Genomic DNA, 17,358 nt, shown 5'->3' on the forward strand with positions numbered 1-17,358 from the left:
GCCCTCGGCGCACGGTGCTACGACACCCGGATCCCGACGATGCATGTGTCGTCGTCGGTGTCCGACCTGCTGTAGGTGAGGAGCCGGTCCAGTTGGTGGTCCAGCGTGCTGCGCACCGTGCGCGCGCTGGTCAGCAGCTGGGCCATCGACTCCTCGACCGACCGGTCACGCCGCTCGACCAGCCCGTCCGTGTACATCAACAGGGTGTCCTCGACCGCCAGTTGAATCTCGCCCTCCTCGTACGTGGCCTCGGGCACGGCACCGAGCAGAATCCCCTTGAGGAGGGGCAGCGGGTTCGCTTCCGTGTCACGGACCAGGACAGGCGGCAGGTGACCGGCCCTGGCCCACCGCAGGGTGCGCCGGGCCGGGTCGTAGAGGCCGCAGACCGCAGTGGCCGTGATGGAACCCGTCAGATGGTGCGCCACGATGTTGAGCCACGACAGCAACTGGCCGGGCCCCGCACCCGTCACGGCGAGTCCGCGCAGCGCGTTCCGCAGGACCACCATGCTGGTCGCCGCCTCGATCCCGTGACCGGCCACGTCGCCGACACACAGGAGCACCCGCCGGGAGGGCAGGACAACGGCGTCGTACCAGTCGCCGCCCACCAGTTGTTCGGTCTCCGCCGGACGGTAGCGGACGGCCACCTGGAGCCCCGGTGCCTGCAGCGGGGCCTGGGCCGGAGGCATGATCGCGTGTTGCAGCTGCAGGGTCAGCCGGTTGCGTTCGTGCGCCTGCTGCTCGCTGTGGGCGAGTTGGTCACGCGTCGCCGCGAGCGCGACCTCCGTCCAGTGCTGGGCCGAGATGTCCTGACAGGCCCCTCGTACGACGAGCAGCCGGTTCTCGGCGTCGAGCACGGGCTCGGCCACCACCCGCAGATGCCGGGTCACCCCGCCCGGGCGCTGGAGCCGGAACGCCGCCGTGGCCGGCCGCCGGTGGTGCAGAAGGGTACGCAGAAAACGGCCGATCGCCACGGCGTCGTCGGGGTGTGCGTGCGCGGGCAGGTCCTCGAGCGGCACGGGCGTGTCGGAGGCGGAGCGCCCGTACAGACTGAACAGCGTGCCGTTCCAGGTGATTTCGCCGGTGAGCAGGTTCTCCTCGAAGCCGCCGATCCTGCCGAGCCGCTGGGCGTGCTGAAGCAGACTCGCGAGCCGCGCGGCCTCGTCCTCGATACGCCACAGGAGCAGCACGCTGTCGCCGTGCCGACTGAGGCTGATGTCCGCCACGCTCGGCAGCGGTACCTGGTCGACCAGTGCCGTGAGGTCCATCCGGTGGGCCCGGAACGGCTCACCCGTGGCGTAGACCCGCTCGATGTGCTGGAAGAGCTCGCTCTCCCCGGCGGCCAACGGATAGGCCTCCAGCAGCAGCGCACCGTTGACGACACCGCGGGGCCGGCCGGCCGGGTCGAGGAAACGGCTGTTCACATGGCGGATCCGGAAGTCCACCAGCTGCCCGCCGTCGTCGAGGTGGGGTTCGAGGAGCAGCGCGGGATCGTGCAGTCCGTCGATCAGATCGATCAGTTCCGCGACACCGGGCGTGACGTACGGGCCGTTGGCGCTTTGACGCTCGCTCAGGAGAGGGCCGCTCTCCAACGTGTGGGCGCACAACTCGGCCAGCGCCTCGACCTGGCGGACGACCTGGGGTGACTGCCTCTCCAGAGGGGACGGCCAGGCGATTTCGAGGACGCCGTGGATGCGGCCGCCGACACCGGCCGGGGCTGCCACCCTCCCGCCGTACGGGAAGTGGGTGCGCCCGATGGTCGGCTGGCCGGCCTCGGCGAGTGACGCGGTCCACTGTGTCGTACGACCGGACAGGGCCCGGCGCGCCACTGTCGCCACGCCGGGCGGCACAGAGCGCCAGCGCTCCGCCTCCGCCACGGAGAACCCCGCGCTGCCCGCCAGGGTGAGACAGCCGTCGGCGCCGACCGCCCAGATGGCCACGGCCACCGCGCCGAGGGGGGCCAGGGCGTGCTGGAGCAGGGAGTCGGCCACCGACTGGGTGTCGTCGGCGGCCAGCACACCGCTCTCCGCCTCCCGCAGCCGTACCGCCGAGGAGGAGGTGCCCTGGGCGTCGTCGGAGCCGGTCGTGGCGGCGAGGAACGTTCTGGTCACCTCGGACAGCCGGTCGCGCGCCGCCTGGTTGATGACGTCGACGGCGAGTTCGAGCATGCCCACGTTGCCCTGCTCGGTCAGCTCGGTGAGCTGTCGGGCGGCCTGCGCGGGTCCGCAGCCCAGACGCTCGATCAGGATGCCCTTGGCGAGCTCGATGAGAGCGCGGCCGTCGGCCTCGGCCTGAGCGGCCTGCACCTCGCGACGCAACCGGTCCACCGTGGCGGCCAGTCTGCCCACCATGGACGTCGACGCGACGTCGGTCAGGCCGTCCGTCGGTTCGGCCGTCCGGGTGCCCGGGGGCTGTTCGGGAGTGCTCACGGTGCGGTTGCTCCTCGGCTGGGACGTCCGCGTGGGCGGGGGAGAAGAGGGGTGTGGGGAAGGCGCCCGGCCGGCTGCTCGGGCCGGCGGGCGCCGAGCGGTGTCACATGCTCAGCCAGCGCCGGACGCAGGCGATGAGGTCGTCGGTGTCGACCGGCTTGGTCACATAGTCGCTCGCGCCCGACAGAAGACTCTTCTCCCGGTCGCCGGGCATCGCCTTCGCGGTGACCGCGATGATCGGCAGGTCGGCGTACTGAGGCATCTTGCGGATCTCCGCCGTGGCCGTGTACCCGTCCATCTCCGGCATCATCACGTCCATCAGGACCACCGCGATCTCGGGACGGCTGAGCAGGGTCTCGATGCCCTTCCTGCCGTTCTCCGCGTGCAGCACCTGGAATCCGTGCAGCTCCAGGATGCCGCTGAGAGCGAAGAGGTTGCGGGCGTCGTCGTCGACCACGAGCACGGTGGTGCCGTGGAAGGCGTCGCCGACGACCGTCGGGTCCTGGGGCTGCGGCTTCTCGGCGCGGACCAGCGGGAGCACGTCCCCCGGTTCCTCGGCGGAGAGATGCAGGGCGATGCGCTCGCGCAACTCGTCCAGGCTGGAGAGGAACTCCAGGGTCCGGGGACCGGACCGGGACTGCAGGTCCTGCTCCTGGGCGAGGTCCACGCGGCTGCCGTTGTGGACGAGCACGGGGACGTTCGCCAGGGCCGGGTCGCCCTCGACGGCCTCCAGGAAACCGGCCGCCTCCCCGTCCGCCATGCCGAGTTCGAGGACCACGCAGTGGCACGCGCCGGCGGCCAGCGCGCTCGCCGCCTCCTGCGCGCCCACCACCGTGACGACGTCGATCGTCTCCCGGGCGTCGCTGTCGTCACGACTGCGGGTGAGATCCCCGACCGCGCTCTCGGCGACGAGGGTGAGCAGACCGCGTGGCCGCTCCTCGACGACCAGTAGCCGACGCCGGTTCTGCCGGGGCGGTCCGGCCGTGCCCTGTGCCGGATTGCCCGCCTTCACCACGTCGGCGGCGTCCTCGCGCGGCGCGGAGTCCGGTTGCCGGCCGCCGCTCAGCAGCTCCTCGAAGTCGGGACGGGCCACAGGCAGGAAGAGGGTGAAGGTGCTGCCCTGGCCGGGGGTGCTGTCCACGGTGACCTGGCCACCGAGCAGATGGGCGATCTCCCGGGTGATGGACAGACCGAGACCGGTGCCGCCGTACTTGCGGCTCGTGGTGCCGTCGGCCTGCTGGAACGCCCCGAAGATCGTCTCGAGTTGCTGTTCCGGAATGCCGATACCGGTGTCCTTCACCCGGAAGGCGATGACGGTGCCGGCGTGCAGCACCCCCTGCGGGATCTCGGCTCCGGTCGCCGGCTCGATACGCAGCTCCACGCGCCCCTGCTCGGTGAACTTGACCGCGTTCGACAGCAGGTTGCGCAGCACCTGACGCAGCCTGGAGTCGTCGGTGAGCAGGTTGTCGGGTGCGCCCGGCGCGGTGGTGATCGTGAAGTCCAGGCTCTTCTGCGAGGTCATGGGACGGAAGGTGGCCTCGACGTACTCCAACAGGCGGCGCAGCGAGACCTGTTCGGGGGAGAGGTCCATCTTGCCGGCCTCGACCTTCGACAGATCGAGGATGTCGTTGATCAGCTGGAGCAGGTCCGAGCCCGCGGAGTGGATGATCCCCGCGTACTCGACCTGCTTCGGCGTGAGATTGCGCGAGGGGTTCTGGGCCAGCAACTGGGCCAGGATGAGCAGGCTGTTGAGCGGGGTCCGCAGCTCATGGCTCATGTTCGCCAGGAACTCGGACTTGTACTTCGAGGCCAGCGAGAGCTGCTGGGCGCGTGCTTCGAGTTCCTGCCGGGCCTGTTCGATCTGCAGGTTCTTGGCCTCGATGTCCCGGTTCTGGGTGACCAGGAGCGAGGCCTTGTCCTCCAGCTCGGCGTTGGAACGCTGCAGTTCGTCCTGCTGGACCTGCAACTCCTCGGAGCGGGCCTGCAGTTCGGCCGTCAGCCGCTGGGACTCGCCAAGGAGTTCGTCGGTGCGGGCATTGGCCACGATGGTGCTGACGTTGACACCGATGGTCTCCATCAGCTGTTCCAGGAAGGTCTGGTGGACCGGGGTGAAGCGCGTGACCGAGGCGAGTTCGATCACGCCGAGCACCTGTTCCTCGACCACGATGGGCAGTACCACCAGAGCCGTCGGCGCGGTCTGCCCGAGTCCCGAGGAGATCGTCACGTATCCCGGCGGCAGCTCGTCCACCGTGATGGCGCGGCGGTTGCGGGCGGCCTGGCCGACGAGCGAGCGGCCCATCGGGATGCGGGCGGGCCGGCCGGTGTCGTCCGGATAGCCGTAGGACCCGACGAGCCGGAGTTCCGTCCGGTGCGCGGTCTCCTCCGCGAGGTAGAAGGCGCCGTACTGCGCGGCGACCAGCGGGGTGAGCTCGTCCATGATCAGGTCGGCCACGATGTCGAGGTCGCGGTAGCCCTGCATCAGCCCGGAGACACGGGCCAGATTGGTCTTGAGCCAGTCCTGCTCATGGTTGGCCCGCGTGGTCTCGCGCAGGGACTCGACCATGGAGTTGATGTTGTCCTTGAGCTCGGAGACCTCGCCCGACGCCTCGACGGTGATCGAGCGGGTCAGGTCTCCCTCGGCCACTGCGCTGGCCACCTCGGCGATCGCCCGCACCTGGCGGGTCAGGTTGCCCGCCAGTTCGTTCACGTTCTCCGTGAGGCGCTTCCACGTACCGGAAACGCCCTCCACCTCGGCCTGTCCGCCGAGCCGGCCCTCGCTGCCGACCTCCCGTGCCACCCGGGTGACCTCGGCGGCGAAGGCGGAGAGCTGGTCGACCATCGTGTTGATGGTCGTCTTGAGCTCCAGGATCTCGCCGCGGGCGTCCACGTCGATCTTCTTGGAGAGGTCTCCCTTGGCCACCGCCGTGGTCACCAGGGCGATGTTGCGGACCTGGCCGGTGAGGTTGTTGGCCATCGAGTTGACGTTGTCGGTGAGGTCCTTCCAGGTGCCGGCCACGTTGGGCACGTGCGCCTGTCCGCCGAGCCGGCCCTCGGTGCCGACCTCGCGGGCCACGCGGGTCACCTCGTCGGCGAAGGCGGACAGCGTGTCGACCATCGTGTTGATGACGTCCGCGAGCGCCGCGACCTCGCCCTTCGCCTCGACCGTGATCTTCTGGGAGAGGTCTCCCTTGGCGACGGCCGTCGCCACCTGGGCGATGGAGCGGACCTGCCCGGTCAGGTTCGACGCCATCACGTTGACGTTGTCGGTGAGGTCCTTCCAGGTGCCCGAGACACCTCGTACGGTGGCCTGCCCGCCCAGATTTCCCGCGGTGCCGACTTCGCGGGCGACGCGGGTGACTTCGTCGGCGAAGGCGGAGAGCTGGTCGACCATCGTGTTGATGGTGTCCTTGAGTTCGAGGATTTCGCCGCGGGCGTCGACGGTGATCTTCTGGGAGAGGTCCCCCTTGGCGACGGCGGTGGCCACCTGGGCGATGGAGCGCACCTGGGCGGTGAGGTTGCCCGCCATGAAGTTCACCGAGTCGGTGAGGTCGCGCCAGGTGCCCTTGACGCCCTTCACGTCGGCCTGTCCGCCGAGGCGTCCGTCGGTTCCGACTTCGCGGGCGACGCGGGTGACTTCGTCGGCGAAGGCGGAGAGTTGGTCGACCATCGTGTTGATGGTGTTCTTGAGTTCGAGGATTTCGCCGCGGGCGTCGACGGTGATTTTCTGGGAGAGGTCCCCCTTGGCGACGGCGGTGGTCACCTGTGCCACGTTGCGGACCTGGGCGGTGAGATTGCCCGCCATGAGGTTCACGGAGTCGGTGAGGTCACGCCAGACACCGCCGACGCCGGGCACCTGGGCCTGTCCGCCGAGGCGCCCTTCGCTGCCGACCTCGCGGGCGACGCGGGTGACTTCGTCGGCGAAGGCGGAGAGCTGGTCGACCATCGTGTTGACGGTCTCTTTGAGCTGCAGGATCTCGCCACGGGCGGGAACGTCGATCTTCTGGGAGAGGTCCCCCTTGGCGACGGCGGTGGCCACCTGCGCGATGTCACGGACCTGAGTGGTGAGGTTGCCGGCCATGGCGTTGACGGAGTCGGTCAGATCTGCCCAGGTCCCGGAGACACCGGGGACCTCCGCCTGCCCGCCCAAGGTGCCCTCGGTGCCGACCTCACGTGCCACGCGGGTCACTTCGGAGGTGAACACGGACAACTGGTCGACCATCCCGTTGAACACGGTGGCGATGTCGCCGAGGAGACCACCGGCATCGTCCGGCAGACGTGTGCCGAAGTCCCCGTCGCGCACGGCGGTCAGGCCCGCCAGCAACTGACGGAGTTCTTGCTCGCCAGGTGTTCGACTCGAAGGCCCGGTCGCTGTCACGGTCATGCTTACCCTCGTTCCGCTCCCCAGGAGCCCCGGGGTGGGACTCGGAACCACGCCGGACTCACGCACGGTCTATGTGTAGTCCGCAGCATTCCCGCAGAATCACGGATGCGCCCGCTGAGAAAATACGCCGCAGGCTAACCCAGAAATCATGCGATGAACAAAGTGGTGGCCGGAACTCCCGCGTGGCCAAAAAAGTTTCGGGAAACGAGGCATAACAACGCGAGATGGGGATACACAGGACCCTCTCGGTCTGCCCGGGCGCGAGGTGCTCCCGTGCTGTCGGGGGCCCTGAGGTGCTCCGCTGCCGACGGGGCTGCACGCAAAGATCCCGCCGTCCCGGGGTCACTGTGCGCAGGGGTGACCGCCGGGTGGCGGGATCGGAGCCTTGGAAGGCGTGGAGCCGGGCGACGGCCGGGTCCAGGAGCCCTGCGCGAAGGCGCGGACTCACGCGACCGCCGGATCCAGGAGCCCTGCGCGAAGGCGCGGACTCACGCGACCGCCGGATCCAGGAGCCCTGTGCGAAGGCGCGGACTCAGGCGACGGCCGGGTCCAGCAGCCCTGTGCGAAGACGCTTGATGATGCGGGTGATCAGCCGGGACACGTGCATCTGGGAAATGCCGAGCTCTTCGCCGATCTGTGCCTGGGTGCGCTCTTCGACGAAGCGCAGGTGAACGATCAGTCGCTCGCGGTCGTCGAGTTCGGCTACCAGCGGAGCCAGTGAGTTGAAGTCCTCGACCAGCTGGAGGAAGGGGTCCTCCTCGCCGATGAAGTCGGCCAGAGCGCTTTCGCCCTCTCCCACGCCGTTACTGGTGAGGGCGGCGTCGAGGGAAGTGGAGGTGTAGGCGTTCGCCGCCTTGCGGGCCTCGATGACATCTTCCTCGGGCAGGGACATCAGATCGGCCAGCTCGCGGGTGGTGGGCATCCGGTCCAGCCGCGTCTGCAGCTCTTCCGTGGCCTTGGCGAGCTCGACGCGGGCCTCCTGCAGACGGCGGGGTACGTGCACCGCCCAGCTGGTGTCGCGGAAGAAGCGCTTGATCTCGCCGACGATGTAGGGGACGGCGAAGGACGTGAACTCGACCTCCCGGGTGAGTTCGAAGCGGTCGATGGCCTTGATCAGACCGATCGTGCCCACCTGGACGATGTCCTCCATGGAGTCGCCGCGGCTGCGGAAGCGGGAGGCGGCGTAGCGGACCAGGGAGAGATTCATCTCGATCAGGGTGTTGCGCGCGTACTGGTACTCGTGCGTGCCCTCTTCGAGTGCGGCGAGCCGGTCGAAGAACTGGCGGGAGAGTTCACGCGCGTCCTTCGGCTTGACCTTCGACGGGTCCTCGATGAACGGAAGCGTCAACTCGCCGCCCACCTCGCCCATTTCGACCGTCCGGTGTGCCGTGGCCGTCGTCTCCAGCACCGTCACGGCTGCCATGTCGCCCACCCCAAATCCTCGAAGGCATCGTTGACACAGCTCGCATGCCCCGGTTGGCAGAGACCACACCACCGGACCGCCGACAATCTTCGGATTGCCCGTCGCGGCGCGGTCCGGCCCTTCGGCGAACCCGTCGGGGGTCCGGAGCGGCCCGGTATCCTGGGCCCTGAGAGCCGGGGCCGCCATGGCGTACGGCGGGGTTCCGGGACGCGGGGTGGACATGACGTACGGCGATGAAGGGGACCCGGCGAGCGCTTCCCCGTCCGAGTGCGGCGGAGCTGTGCTCCGGCTGTACGAACTCGCGGAACGCCCCGGAATCCGGCTCGTGGGCGAGATCAGCCCATCCACACGCCCCGTCTGGCGGCAGGCCCTGGAGCAGGTGTCCGGCCAGTGTGAGCACGTCTGCTTTCTGGAGTTGTCCGCGATCACGTTCGTCGATGTCGCCGGTGCCTCCGAACTCGCCCGCACCGCGCGGGGCCTGAACGAGAGACGGCGTCTGGTCCTGGAACGGCCACCGCCCGAACTCCCGCGAATCCTCGAGCTGTTCTGGCCGGAACTCCGGATGATCGAGGTGGCGGCATGACGAATTCGGCCACCCGGACAGAGCCTTTCGTCCACCCCGCGCTGTTCTACCGCAGTGACCAGGAGTACGTGGACGGGACGGTGTCGTTCCTCCTGGAGGGCATGGCCGCCGCCGAGCCGGTCGCCGTGGCCGCGCCCGTCCCGCGGCTGGAGTTGATCCGAGCCGAACTCGGTGCGGCGGCCACCGCCGTGCACTTCGTCGACATGACCCAGGCCGGGCGGAACCCCGGCCGCATCATCCCGTCGGTCCTGCGGTCGTTCGCCGACGCCCGGACCGACAGCCGCGTCCGCATCATCGGGGAGCCGATCTGGCCAGGCCGCACCGAGGTGGAGTACCCCGCCTGCGTCCAGCACGAGGCGCTGATCAACCTGGCCTTCCAAGGGCGCGACGTGACGATCCTGTGTCCCTACGACGCGCGGGCTCTCTCCGCCGACGTGATCGCCGACGCGCACGCCACGCATCCCGTGGTCATCGACGGGGGCCGGGAGCGGGCCAGCACCGCCTACGCGCCGGACCCGGTGCTCGACCGCTGCAACGAGACCTTGCGCCACCCGCCGGGAGCGGCGACCGTCCACTTCGACACGGACGACCTGCCGACCTCCCGCGACTTCGCGCTGCACGAGGCACGGGAGCGGGGAATGAGCCGCGCCCGTCTACAGGATCTGGCGCTGGTCGTCGCGGAGCTGACGACCAACAGCGTCGTGCACGGGGGCGGTTCGGGAACACTGCGGATCTGGGCGGAGAGCGACCAGATAGTCTGCGAGGTGCAGGACGACGGACACCTGGCCGACCCGCTCGCCGGCCGCTACCCGGTGCGCCCCGAACAACTCGGCGGCCGCGGCCTGTTCCTCGTCCACTTCCTCTCCGACCTCGTCCGGGTACACACCGGCGAGAGCGGCACGACAGTCCGCAGCTACATCCCCTGCAAGTGATCCGTGCCGCCTGACTGATTGGCTGGCTGGCGGGCGGACGCGGTGCGTACGGTGCGCACGCGAAGGCCCGGACCCCTGAAAATCGCCGAAAGGGGACCGGGCCTTCGCGGATTACTGACCCACCACCGTCTGCTTCGCCGATGTCTGCCACCACCGTCTGGATGCCAACGCGTGGGCGGTGCGCCGCCGCTAGCGCGTGCTGGTCGGCTTGGCGGCCTTTTTGCCGGCCTTGGCAGCCTGGCGCTCGGTGTGAGTGCGCGCCGTGGCCAGGGTTCCGCCAGAGCTCTCGAGGTGAGCGCGCACGAACCACTGGAACTGCTCCAGAGAGCGGAGCTGTTCGATGATGAGATCCTCCGTCACCGCGTCGCTCTTGCCGATCTCGGTCATCGCCGCGCGGTGGCCCTCGATGATGCCGGTGTAGACGAGGTCGAGGGCGCCCAGGTGGGCGATGGCGTCGGCCCGCCCCACGCCGTAGTCGTCCCACGTCCGCTCGGTGACGAGAACGCCCGGTGTGCCTTCCGGTACCCCGCCGAGGGCGGAGATGCGTTCGGCGGTGGCGTCGGCCATTTCGCGCACCCGGTCCACCTGAGGATCGAGCATTTCGTGCACGGCGATGAAATGCGGGCCCACGACATTCCAGTGAACGTGCTTCAGAGTGAGAGAAAGGTCGTTGAGCGCGTGCAGGCGCATACGGAGCAGATCAATGATCACTCCGCCCTCGTGCGTACTGAGCCCGGGGACCGTGTATTTGGGGGATGCGGACTTCGACATCAATTCTTGTCCTTCCCGGCAGGAATTCTCGAACCGACTGCCGTACCGCCCGCGGAAAGCCGGAGGAACCGGAAGTGCGGGAAGCATCGGTATCAGTCTCCGAGACCTCAAGTGCCCCGGTCCTTCCGAGTTACACACCGAAGAGTGTCTGCGGTCATCGGCCACCGCGATGGTCCGTTGGTCGGCTGTTTGACCGCCGTCGCTCTCCTGGGGTGAGCCAATGGTCCAGTCATTCGAGCACGACTTGAGCCGTTGTGCCTCCGGATGCTTATCTGTGCGGTATCCATGCACAATCGGCGCCGCGCAGCGCCGGACGGCGACGAGGCCGTACCGGACCGCGGCGCTTCGTCGTGTTCGGGAGTTCCCCGCCACCCGGGGCGCCCGCGCTCCGGCGAGAGGCAGTCGAAGGGGGCGGGCGGAACGCCGTGAAGACAATGCTCGTGGCTCCGGATCCGGGACAGGTCCGGCTGCGGAACTCCTGCCGTGCCGTCATCGGCATCGGCTTCGCCGTCGCCCTTGCGGAATTCGCCGGGCTGTCCCTGACGGCTTCCATCACCGGCGGACTTGCTGCCCTGCTCGCCCTCTTCACAGTCGCCGACGCGACAGTGCGCGCTCAGCGGGTGACCACTGCTCTGCTTCCGGTCGCCGGATTCCCCGTACTGGCGCTGGCGACCCTGCTGCACGGTGTGCCCCCGGCGCGGGACGGGGCCTTCCTGCTGGTGGTCTTCGGCGGGGTGTACGTCCGTCGCTGGGGTCCCCGGGGACATGCCCTCGGGATCTTCGCGTTCATGAACTTCTTCATCACGCAGTTCCTGCACGCCGTCCCGGAGCAACTGCCCGAGCTCTACGCCGCTGTGGGCCTGGCCCTGGGCGCCGCAGGTCTCGTACGCTTCGTTCTCTGGCCCCTGGAGCGCGGTGCGGCTCCTCCTGTGCCCGCGCCCCGGCCGCTGCCCGGCACCGGACTGGCTCGCCCCTCCACCCGGCAGGCCTTCCAGGCCACGGCGGCCTGCGCCTTCGCCCTGGTACTCGGGCAGGCCCTGTCCGAGGAGCGCTGGTACTGGGCGGTCGGCACCGTCTGGTGGATCTTCGTCAACACGGTTTCGCGCGGCGAGACCCTGGTCCGCGGATTCCGCCGGGTCCTGGGCACGGTCGTGGGTATTGTCGTCGGCGTTCTGATCGCCGTCCCGCTGCACGGGGCGCCGGTACCCACCGCCGTCCTGGTCGCGGTCTGCGTCTTCGCGATCTTCTACACGGCCGCCGTCTCGTACAGCTTGATGGTGCTGGCGGTGACGGTGATGGCGGGCTTGCTCTACGGCCTGCTGGGAGTCCTGGACCTGAGCCTTCTCGTCCTGCGTCTGGAGGAGACGGCCATCGGCGCGGTGGGAGCGGCGGTCGCCGTGATTCTGGTGTTGCCGGTCACCACCCACGCCACGAACGACGCGTGGATCCAGCGCGCGCTGCACTGTGTTCACGCGGCGACCGCCGAAGCCGCCGCCCGCCTCGCGGGCTCGCGGACAGCAGACCCCGCACCGCACGCGGCAGAACTCGAAGTACTGCTCGCCCGTGTTCGGATGGCGCTCGCTCCCCTGGTGCATCCGCTCAATCCGTTCCGCGCCCGTAAGGCACGGGCCGGCCAGGTCATCACGCTGCTGGACGGCTGTGCGCGCGAAGTGCGCGGCCTGGTGGCCGTCGCCGCCGACCCGGACGCGGGTCACGACGCCCGCCTCGCCGAGGCCTGCAGTCGCGTCAAGACGGTCGTGGAGGCCCTGACGGTGAGCGAGAGCGGGCGTCGCGGTGCGACCGTAGCCACCGAAACCCTGCCGCACCTCGCTGCCACCGAGCCCGCACTCGCCCACCTGCAGGGCCTGGAGCGCGCGCTCGCCGAACTCGCGGTGCCGCTGCGTAGTTCCCGGTACTCCCCGTTGGCCGGCGCCTGAAGAACCGCTCACGGCGACTGCCACCCCCACGGTCGACCGTGGGACCGCCCGTCCGTCTCCCGACTCATCAGCGCCTGACGTCGGGGCATGGACACCGAACCCCGGAATGGGGCACTTTTCGGACAGGTAGAGGGTGGATCAGCCCCCTGGCCGGGTAATTCCGCGGCTATCAGACGCACGGAGCCCGCGGACCGTGCGGGAGCGGTCCGCGGGCCGAAGCCCTTGGCGGTGGCACCATGCGCAATTTCCTGCACGGATCCGGACATGGGGAGCGTTTCACCGACGAAGGGACCTCGGGGCTCCCGGTGACGTGGGCCGCGGAACAGGGCGGGTGGCTGGAACGAACCGCGGGCGGCCGAGAGGGACAGGGAGCGGACCGAAGTGGAGCCGAGGACTCGGCACCGGGCCCCCGTCAGGACAAAGACGCCGATCCGGGCGCACAGTACGTCCAGGCCGACGCCGGTACCTGCCCCTGGCCGACGGGCCGATCCGCCCCGGTGACAGCCCTGCGGGAGCCGCCGGCGACCGGTGGTCCCGTCGAGGACACCCCGGCCCCCGACCACGTCGCCGGCCCGGCCACGCGCCTCCCCGCCGGCCACCCGCTCGCCCCGTACGAACTCCAGCGCGCCGCCGCCGAGTTCCTCACCCTCCACCACGCCGAGGAAGGCCTCGGGGACCCGGCCCGGCGGATCGCCGCCGCGCACACGGAGATCGCGGAGAGGGGGACGTACCGTCACACCACCGAGGAACTCGTCTTCGGCGCGCGCGTCGCCTGGCGCAATGCCAACCGGTGCATCGGACGGCTCTACTGGCACTGCCTGCGCGTACACGACCGCCGGGACGTGCGGGACACCCAAGACGTTGCCGAGGCAGCTGCGGACCACCTCCGGGAGGCGACCCGCGACGGCCGGATCCGCGCGCTCATCACGGTCTTCGCCCCCGACGAACCCGGCCGCCCGGGTCCGCGGATCTGGAACGAACAGCTCATCCGGTACGCGGGTTACGCCGGCCCGGACGGCGCCGTGACCGGCGATCCGCGCAACGCGGGGCTCACGGCCCTCGCCCGGCGGCTCGGCTGGCCCGGCGGCCCGGGCACCCCCTTCGACGTACTGCCGCTGGTGGTCCAGGGTGCCGAGGACAAGCCCCGCTGGTTCGCACTGCCCGAGGACGCGGTGCTCGAAGTGGAACTCGCACACCCCGAGTACCCCTGGTGGCACGCGCTCGGACTGCGCTGGCACGCGGTGCCCGCGCTCGCCAACATGTGCCTGGAGATCGGCGGCATCTGCTACCCGGCCGCACCCTTCAACGGCTGGTACATGGGCACCGAGATCGGCGCCCGCAACCTCGCCGACACCGATCGCTACGACCTCCTGCCGCACATCGCCGAGCGCCTCGGCCTCGACACCCGCACCGACCGCTCCCTGTGGAAGGACCGCGCGCTCGTCGAACTCAACCGCTCCGTCCTGCACTCCTTCGACCGCGCGGGCGTGACGGTCACCGACCACCACACCGAATCCCGGCGCTTCCTCACCCACCTCGGCCGCGAGGAACGCAAGGGCCGCCGGGTCGGCGCGGACTGGTCCTGGATCGTGCCACCCATCTCGGGCAGCGCCACCCCCGTCTTCCACCGGACCTACGAGGTGGTCGAGCGGCGCCCCGCCTACGTCCACCACCCGGAGGCACATGAACGCGCCCGCGGCGCGATCCTGGTCTAGACCTCGGATCATGGACTGCTACCGTCGCCTCCGACAGCGCGGGAGCGAGAGGGGACCCCAGTGGTAGACGGCGTCAGGCGGCAACAACGGGCGTTCATCGGCTCGTTCACGGCGGCGGGAGGTCTCGGCGTCCTCACCGCGACCGTGGACCCGGTCAGCGGCGCGCTGACCGTCCTGAGCGCGGTGGACGGAGTCCCCGACCCGTCGTACCTCGCCCTGTCACCCGCCCGGGACATGCTGTACGCGGTCAGCGAGACGGCCGAGGGCGCGGTGGCCGCCTATCGGGTGACCGGCGACAAGCCGGAGCTCACGGGGGAGTTCGTGAGCGTCGGCGGCAGCGGCCCGACGCATCTCAGCGTCTTCGCCGGACACGTCCTGACCGCCAACTACGGCTCAGGCAGCGTCTCCGCCGTGCCCGTCCGCGCCGACGGAGGACTCGCGGGCGCCGCCTCCAGCGTGCTCCAGCACACCGGCTCCGGCCCGCACACCCCGCGCCAGCACGGCCCGCACGCCCACCAGGTGCAGCCCGACCCGAGCGGCCGCTGGGCGGTGAGCATCGACCTCGGCACGGACTCCGTGCGGGTGTGCACGCTGGACGACGGGAAGCTCACGCTGCACCGCGAGACAGCGCTGCGCCCCGGATCCGGACCCCGTCACCTGGCCTTCCACCCGCGCGGCGAGCACGCGTACGTCCTCAACGAACTCGCCCCCACCGTCACCGTCTGCCGCTGGGACGCCGTCGCAGGTGCGCTGCGGCCCGTCGGCGAGACGCCGGTGCTGCCCGGCGTACCGGACGGCGACGCGTACCCGTCGGGCATCGTCGTGTCGCCCGACGGCCGCTTCGTCTGGACCGCCACGCGCGGCCAGGACGTGGTCTCCGTACTCGCGCCCGACGCGGTGGGCGAGGGGCTGCGGCTGGTCGCCACGGTGCCCTGCGGCGGCACATGGCCCCGCGCGCTGGCCCTCGATCCCGCAGGGCGCTTTCTGTACGCCGCCAACGAGCGCTCCGGCGACGTGACCTGGTTCGCTCTCGATGCCGACACCGGCGTACCGAGGCGGGGCGGCAAGGTCGACGCTCCCGCGGCATCCTGCGTGATCTTCGGCTGACGTCGTCGCCGTACGCACGCGAAGGGCCCGCTCCTGCCATGAGAGCGGGCCCTTTCGCTGTACTCCGCGGTGCCGGCCTCAGCGCACCGGCGCCCCCTGCGGCTGCTGCGGGGCGATGCCCAGCGCCGTCGTGTACTTGGCCAGCGCCAGCTTGCCGATGGCCGGGTACGGGCCGAGCGCCTCGGCGGCGGCGCAGCCCGCCTCCTTGGCAGCCGCGTCGAGCAGACCCGCGTCGAGCTCGGGACCGATCAGATACGGCGCGAGGGCCAACTGCTGGGCGCCGGCGTCGCGCAGCTGCTCGGCGATGGCCGCGATGGAGCCCTCCTCGTCGAGCGCCGCCGCCATCACCGGCACCGCGAGCCGCGCGGCCAGCAGCATGCCGGTGATCCCGGCCGCCTGCACGGCCTCCTCGCCGCCCACGGAGGCCAGGATGATGCCGTCCGCGGCCGTCGCCACGGTGAACAGCCGGGCACGGTCGGCGCGGGCCAGACCCGCCTCGGACAGGCGCACGTGCAGCCCCTCGGCGAGCAGCGGGTGCGGGCCGAGCACGTCGGCCAGATCCGCCGCGACGCGGCTGTCCATGACGGCCTGGCGGATCCGGCGCAGCAGTGCGTTGTCCGGCCCGGCGAGCAGGGGCACCACGACGGCCACGGGCCCGTCGGGCTCGGTCACGTCATTACCGGCGGCACGGGACTGCTCGACGCGGGCGGTGCGTTCCTCGGAGGCGCGGACCAGCACGGACTGCAGGGTGGGGAACTCGGCGTCGTCGCCGTCGAGGTACCCGATCCGGGCGTCGAGACCGGGGAGCTCGGAGCGCGCGATGCTCACGACCTCCTCGGTGAGGCTGCGTATGGCCGCGCTGGGGGTGCCCGGTACCGCGAGGACGAGCGCGGGCGCGCCCTCGGGAGCCACCAGGGTTTCCGGACGGCGGTGCCGCCCGGGCTGGCGGGGTCGCGGCATTCGTACTGGCAGGCCGGACGCGGGCCCAGTGGGGGAGCTCATGGCGCCGAATGTTACTGGTTTCCTGGGTTCCCTTGTTCGGGGAGGGTGCAGGTGAGCGGTATCCGTCCGCTTTTGTCTGATGAGTTACGTACGGATCAGAAGTGATCACTATGGCGAGAGGGTCTCTCCGCCCTCTCCGCCCTCTCCGCCTCTTCGGCCACCACGTACAACATCCGGCGGTCCCGGGGGAGGACGAGTTCGTCGTTCGCCAGGTCGACGGCGATGAGGACGGCCCCGTGCAGCGGGTCACCCGCGGCCGGTACCTGCCGGGCGTGCGGCAGGTGCTCCGCGAGCTCCTCTCCCAGGGGTAGGAGGAGGGGGGCGCCCATCTTGAACAGGCCACCGGTGAGGGCGACCCGGGGCTCTCCCGCGCGCGGGCACACGGCGGCCGCAGACTCGGCGATGCTCCGCGCCGCCGCGCGCAGAATGTCCGCCGCTACCTGGTCGCTCTCGGCACAGGCCGCTACTTCGGGTGCGAAGGCGGCGAGCACGGCGGGCCGGTCGGTCCGCGGATACAGCGCGCCCGGCAGGCCCGGTAGCGGACCGAACATCTCCTCGGCGCGCGCCCGCAGCACCGCCGATCCGCCACGACGCCCGTCGAAGGACCGCATGGCCGCGTCGAGACCGGCGCGGCCGATCCAGGCCCCGCCGCCGCAGTCGCCGAGCAGATGGCCCCAGCCGTCGGCCCTGCGCCAGCTCTTCAGGTCAGTGCCGACCGCGATCATGCCCGTGCCGGCGGCGACGACCGCACCCGTCCGCCGGCCGAGCGCGCCCACGTACGCGGCCACCGCGTCGGCGGCCAGCGCGAGCCGCGGCACGCCGAGTTCACGCTCCAGGGCCGCCGGCAGTTCGGCGCGCAGCTCGTCTCCCAGTGTGGCCAGGCCCGCGGCACCGACGGCGACCGCGCCGAGTTCCTCGACCGCGGCGGCGGCCATCAACTGCCGGGCCATCGGCACCAGCTGCTCCAGCAGATGACCGGCATCGATACCGCGCGGACCGGTGCGCACCGGTTCATTCGACGTCAGCGGAACCCCGTGCACCTGCCCGCCCACGGCGAGTGCCGCGCGCACTCCCGAACCTC

11 protein-coding genes are annotated in these 17,358 nt (G+C 70.6%); 5 read left to right on the plus strand and 6 right to left on the minus strand.

Features of this window, described 5'->3' with window-relative positions; translation table 11 throughout:
• Positions 1 to 17: 17 nt before the first annotated feature.
• The 3 genes from ACFYPC_RS01055 to ACFYPC_RS01065 form a co-directional block, all read right to left on the minus strand.
• Positions 18 to 2,372 carry a SpoIIE family protein phosphatase gene (locus ACFYPC_RS01055; protein WP_388669969.1) on the minus strand — a complete coding sequence of 785 codons (2,355 nt, stop codon included), beginning with the start codon at positions 2,370 to 2,372 and terminating at the stop codon, positions 18 to 20.
• 157 nt (positions 2,373 to 2,529) lie between these two features.
• Positions 2,530 to 6,807, minus strand: a complete 4,278-nt coding sequence (locus tag ACFYPC_RS01060; RefSeq protein ID WP_388668663.1) for a HAMP domain-containing protein — start codon at positions 6,805 to 6,807, stop codon at positions 2,530 to 2,532.
• Positions 6,808 to 7,339: 532 nt separating this feature from the next.
• Complete coding sequence (locus ACFYPC_RS01065; RefSeq protein ID WP_388669972.1) at positions 7,340 to 8,176, minus strand: RNA polymerase sigma factor SigF; 837 nt, start codon at positions 8,174 to 8,176, stop codon at positions 7,340 to 7,342.
• Positions 8,177 to 8,450: 274 nt separating this feature from the next.
• On the opposite strand from ACFYPC_RS01065, the gene ACFYPC_RS01070 reads away from it, so the two are divergent.
• On the plus strand, positions 8,451 to 8,813 hold the full coding sequence (locus ACFYPC_RS01070; RefSeq protein ID WP_388668666.1) for an STAS domain-containing protein: 363 nt from the start codon (positions 8,451 to 8,453) through the stop codon (positions 8,811 to 8,813).
• Positions 8,810 to 9,745, plus strand: coding sequence for an anti-sigma factor RsbA family regulatory protein (locus ACFYPC_RS01075; protein WP_388668668.1), 936 nt, complete (start codon positions 8,810 to 8,812; stop codon positions 9,743 to 9,745). Before ACFYPC_RS01070 ends, ACFYPC_RS01075 begins: the two co-directional genes overlap by 4 nt.
• A 189-nt stretch (positions 9,746 to 9,934) precedes the next feature.
• On the opposite strand, the gene ACFYPC_RS01080 is transcribed toward ACFYPC_RS01075, so the two are convergent.
• Positions 9,935 to 10,516 carry a Dps family protein gene (locus ACFYPC_RS01080; RefSeq protein ID WP_388668671.1) on the minus strand — a complete coding sequence of 194 codons (582 nt, stop codon included), beginning with the start codon at positions 10,514 to 10,516 and terminating at the stop codon, positions 9,935 to 9,937.
• Between the two features lie 434 nt (positions 10,517 to 10,950).
• Here ACFYPC_RS01080 and ACFYPC_RS01085 point away from each other — a divergent pair, with 434 nt between their 5' ends.
• The 3 genes from ACFYPC_RS01085 to ACFYPC_RS01095 all read left to right on the plus strand — a co-directional run bounded on the left by ACFYPC_RS01085 (position 10,951) and on the right by ACFYPC_RS01095 (position 15,275).
• On the plus strand, positions 10,951 to 12,453 hold the full coding sequence (locus ACFYPC_RS01085) for an FUSC family protein (RefSeq protein ID WP_388669975.1): 1,503 nt from the start codon (positions 10,951 to 10,953) through the stop codon (positions 12,451 to 12,453).
• Positions 12,454 to 12,959: 506 nt separating this feature from the next.
• Complete coding sequence (locus tag ACFYPC_RS01090; RefSeq protein ID WP_388669978.1) at positions 12,960 to 14,168, plus strand: nitric oxide synthase oxygenase; 1,209 nt, start codon at positions 12,960 to 12,962, stop codon at positions 14,166 to 14,168.
• Between the two features lie 60 nt (positions 14,169 to 14,228).
• Positions 14,229 to 15,275 carry a lactonase family protein gene (locus tag ACFYPC_RS01095; RefSeq protein WP_388668674.1) on the plus strand — a complete coding sequence of 349 codons (1,047 nt, stop codon included), beginning with the start codon at positions 14,229 to 14,231 and terminating at the stop codon, positions 15,273 to 15,275.
• A gap of 78 nt (positions 15,276 to 15,353) precedes the next feature.
• On the opposite strand, the gene ACFYPC_RS01100 is transcribed toward ACFYPC_RS01095, so the two are convergent.
• Both ACFYPC_RS01100 and ACFYPC_RS01105 read right to left on the minus strand, forming a co-directional pair.
• Entirely contained in the window at positions 15,354 to 16,277 is a 924-nt protein-coding gene (locus tag ACFYPC_RS01100) for a sirohydrochlorin chelatase (RefSeq protein ID WP_388668677.1), read from the minus strand.
• Positions 16,278 to 16,372: 95 nt separating this feature from the next.
• Positions 16,373 to 17,347 carry an N-acetylglucosamine kinase gene (locus tag ACFYPC_RS01105; RefSeq protein ID WP_388668680.1) on the minus strand — a complete coding sequence of 325 codons (975 nt, stop codon included), beginning with the start codon at positions 17,345 to 17,347 and terminating at the stop codon, positions 16,373 to 16,375.
• Positions 17,348 to 17,358 lie beyond the last annotated feature (11 nt).

The organism is Streptomyces sp. NPDC005808 (genome assembly GCF_042871385.1).
In the GTDB taxonomy this organism is placed as follows: Bacteria; Actinomycetota; Actinomycetes; order Streptomycetales; family Streptomycetaceae; genus Streptomyces.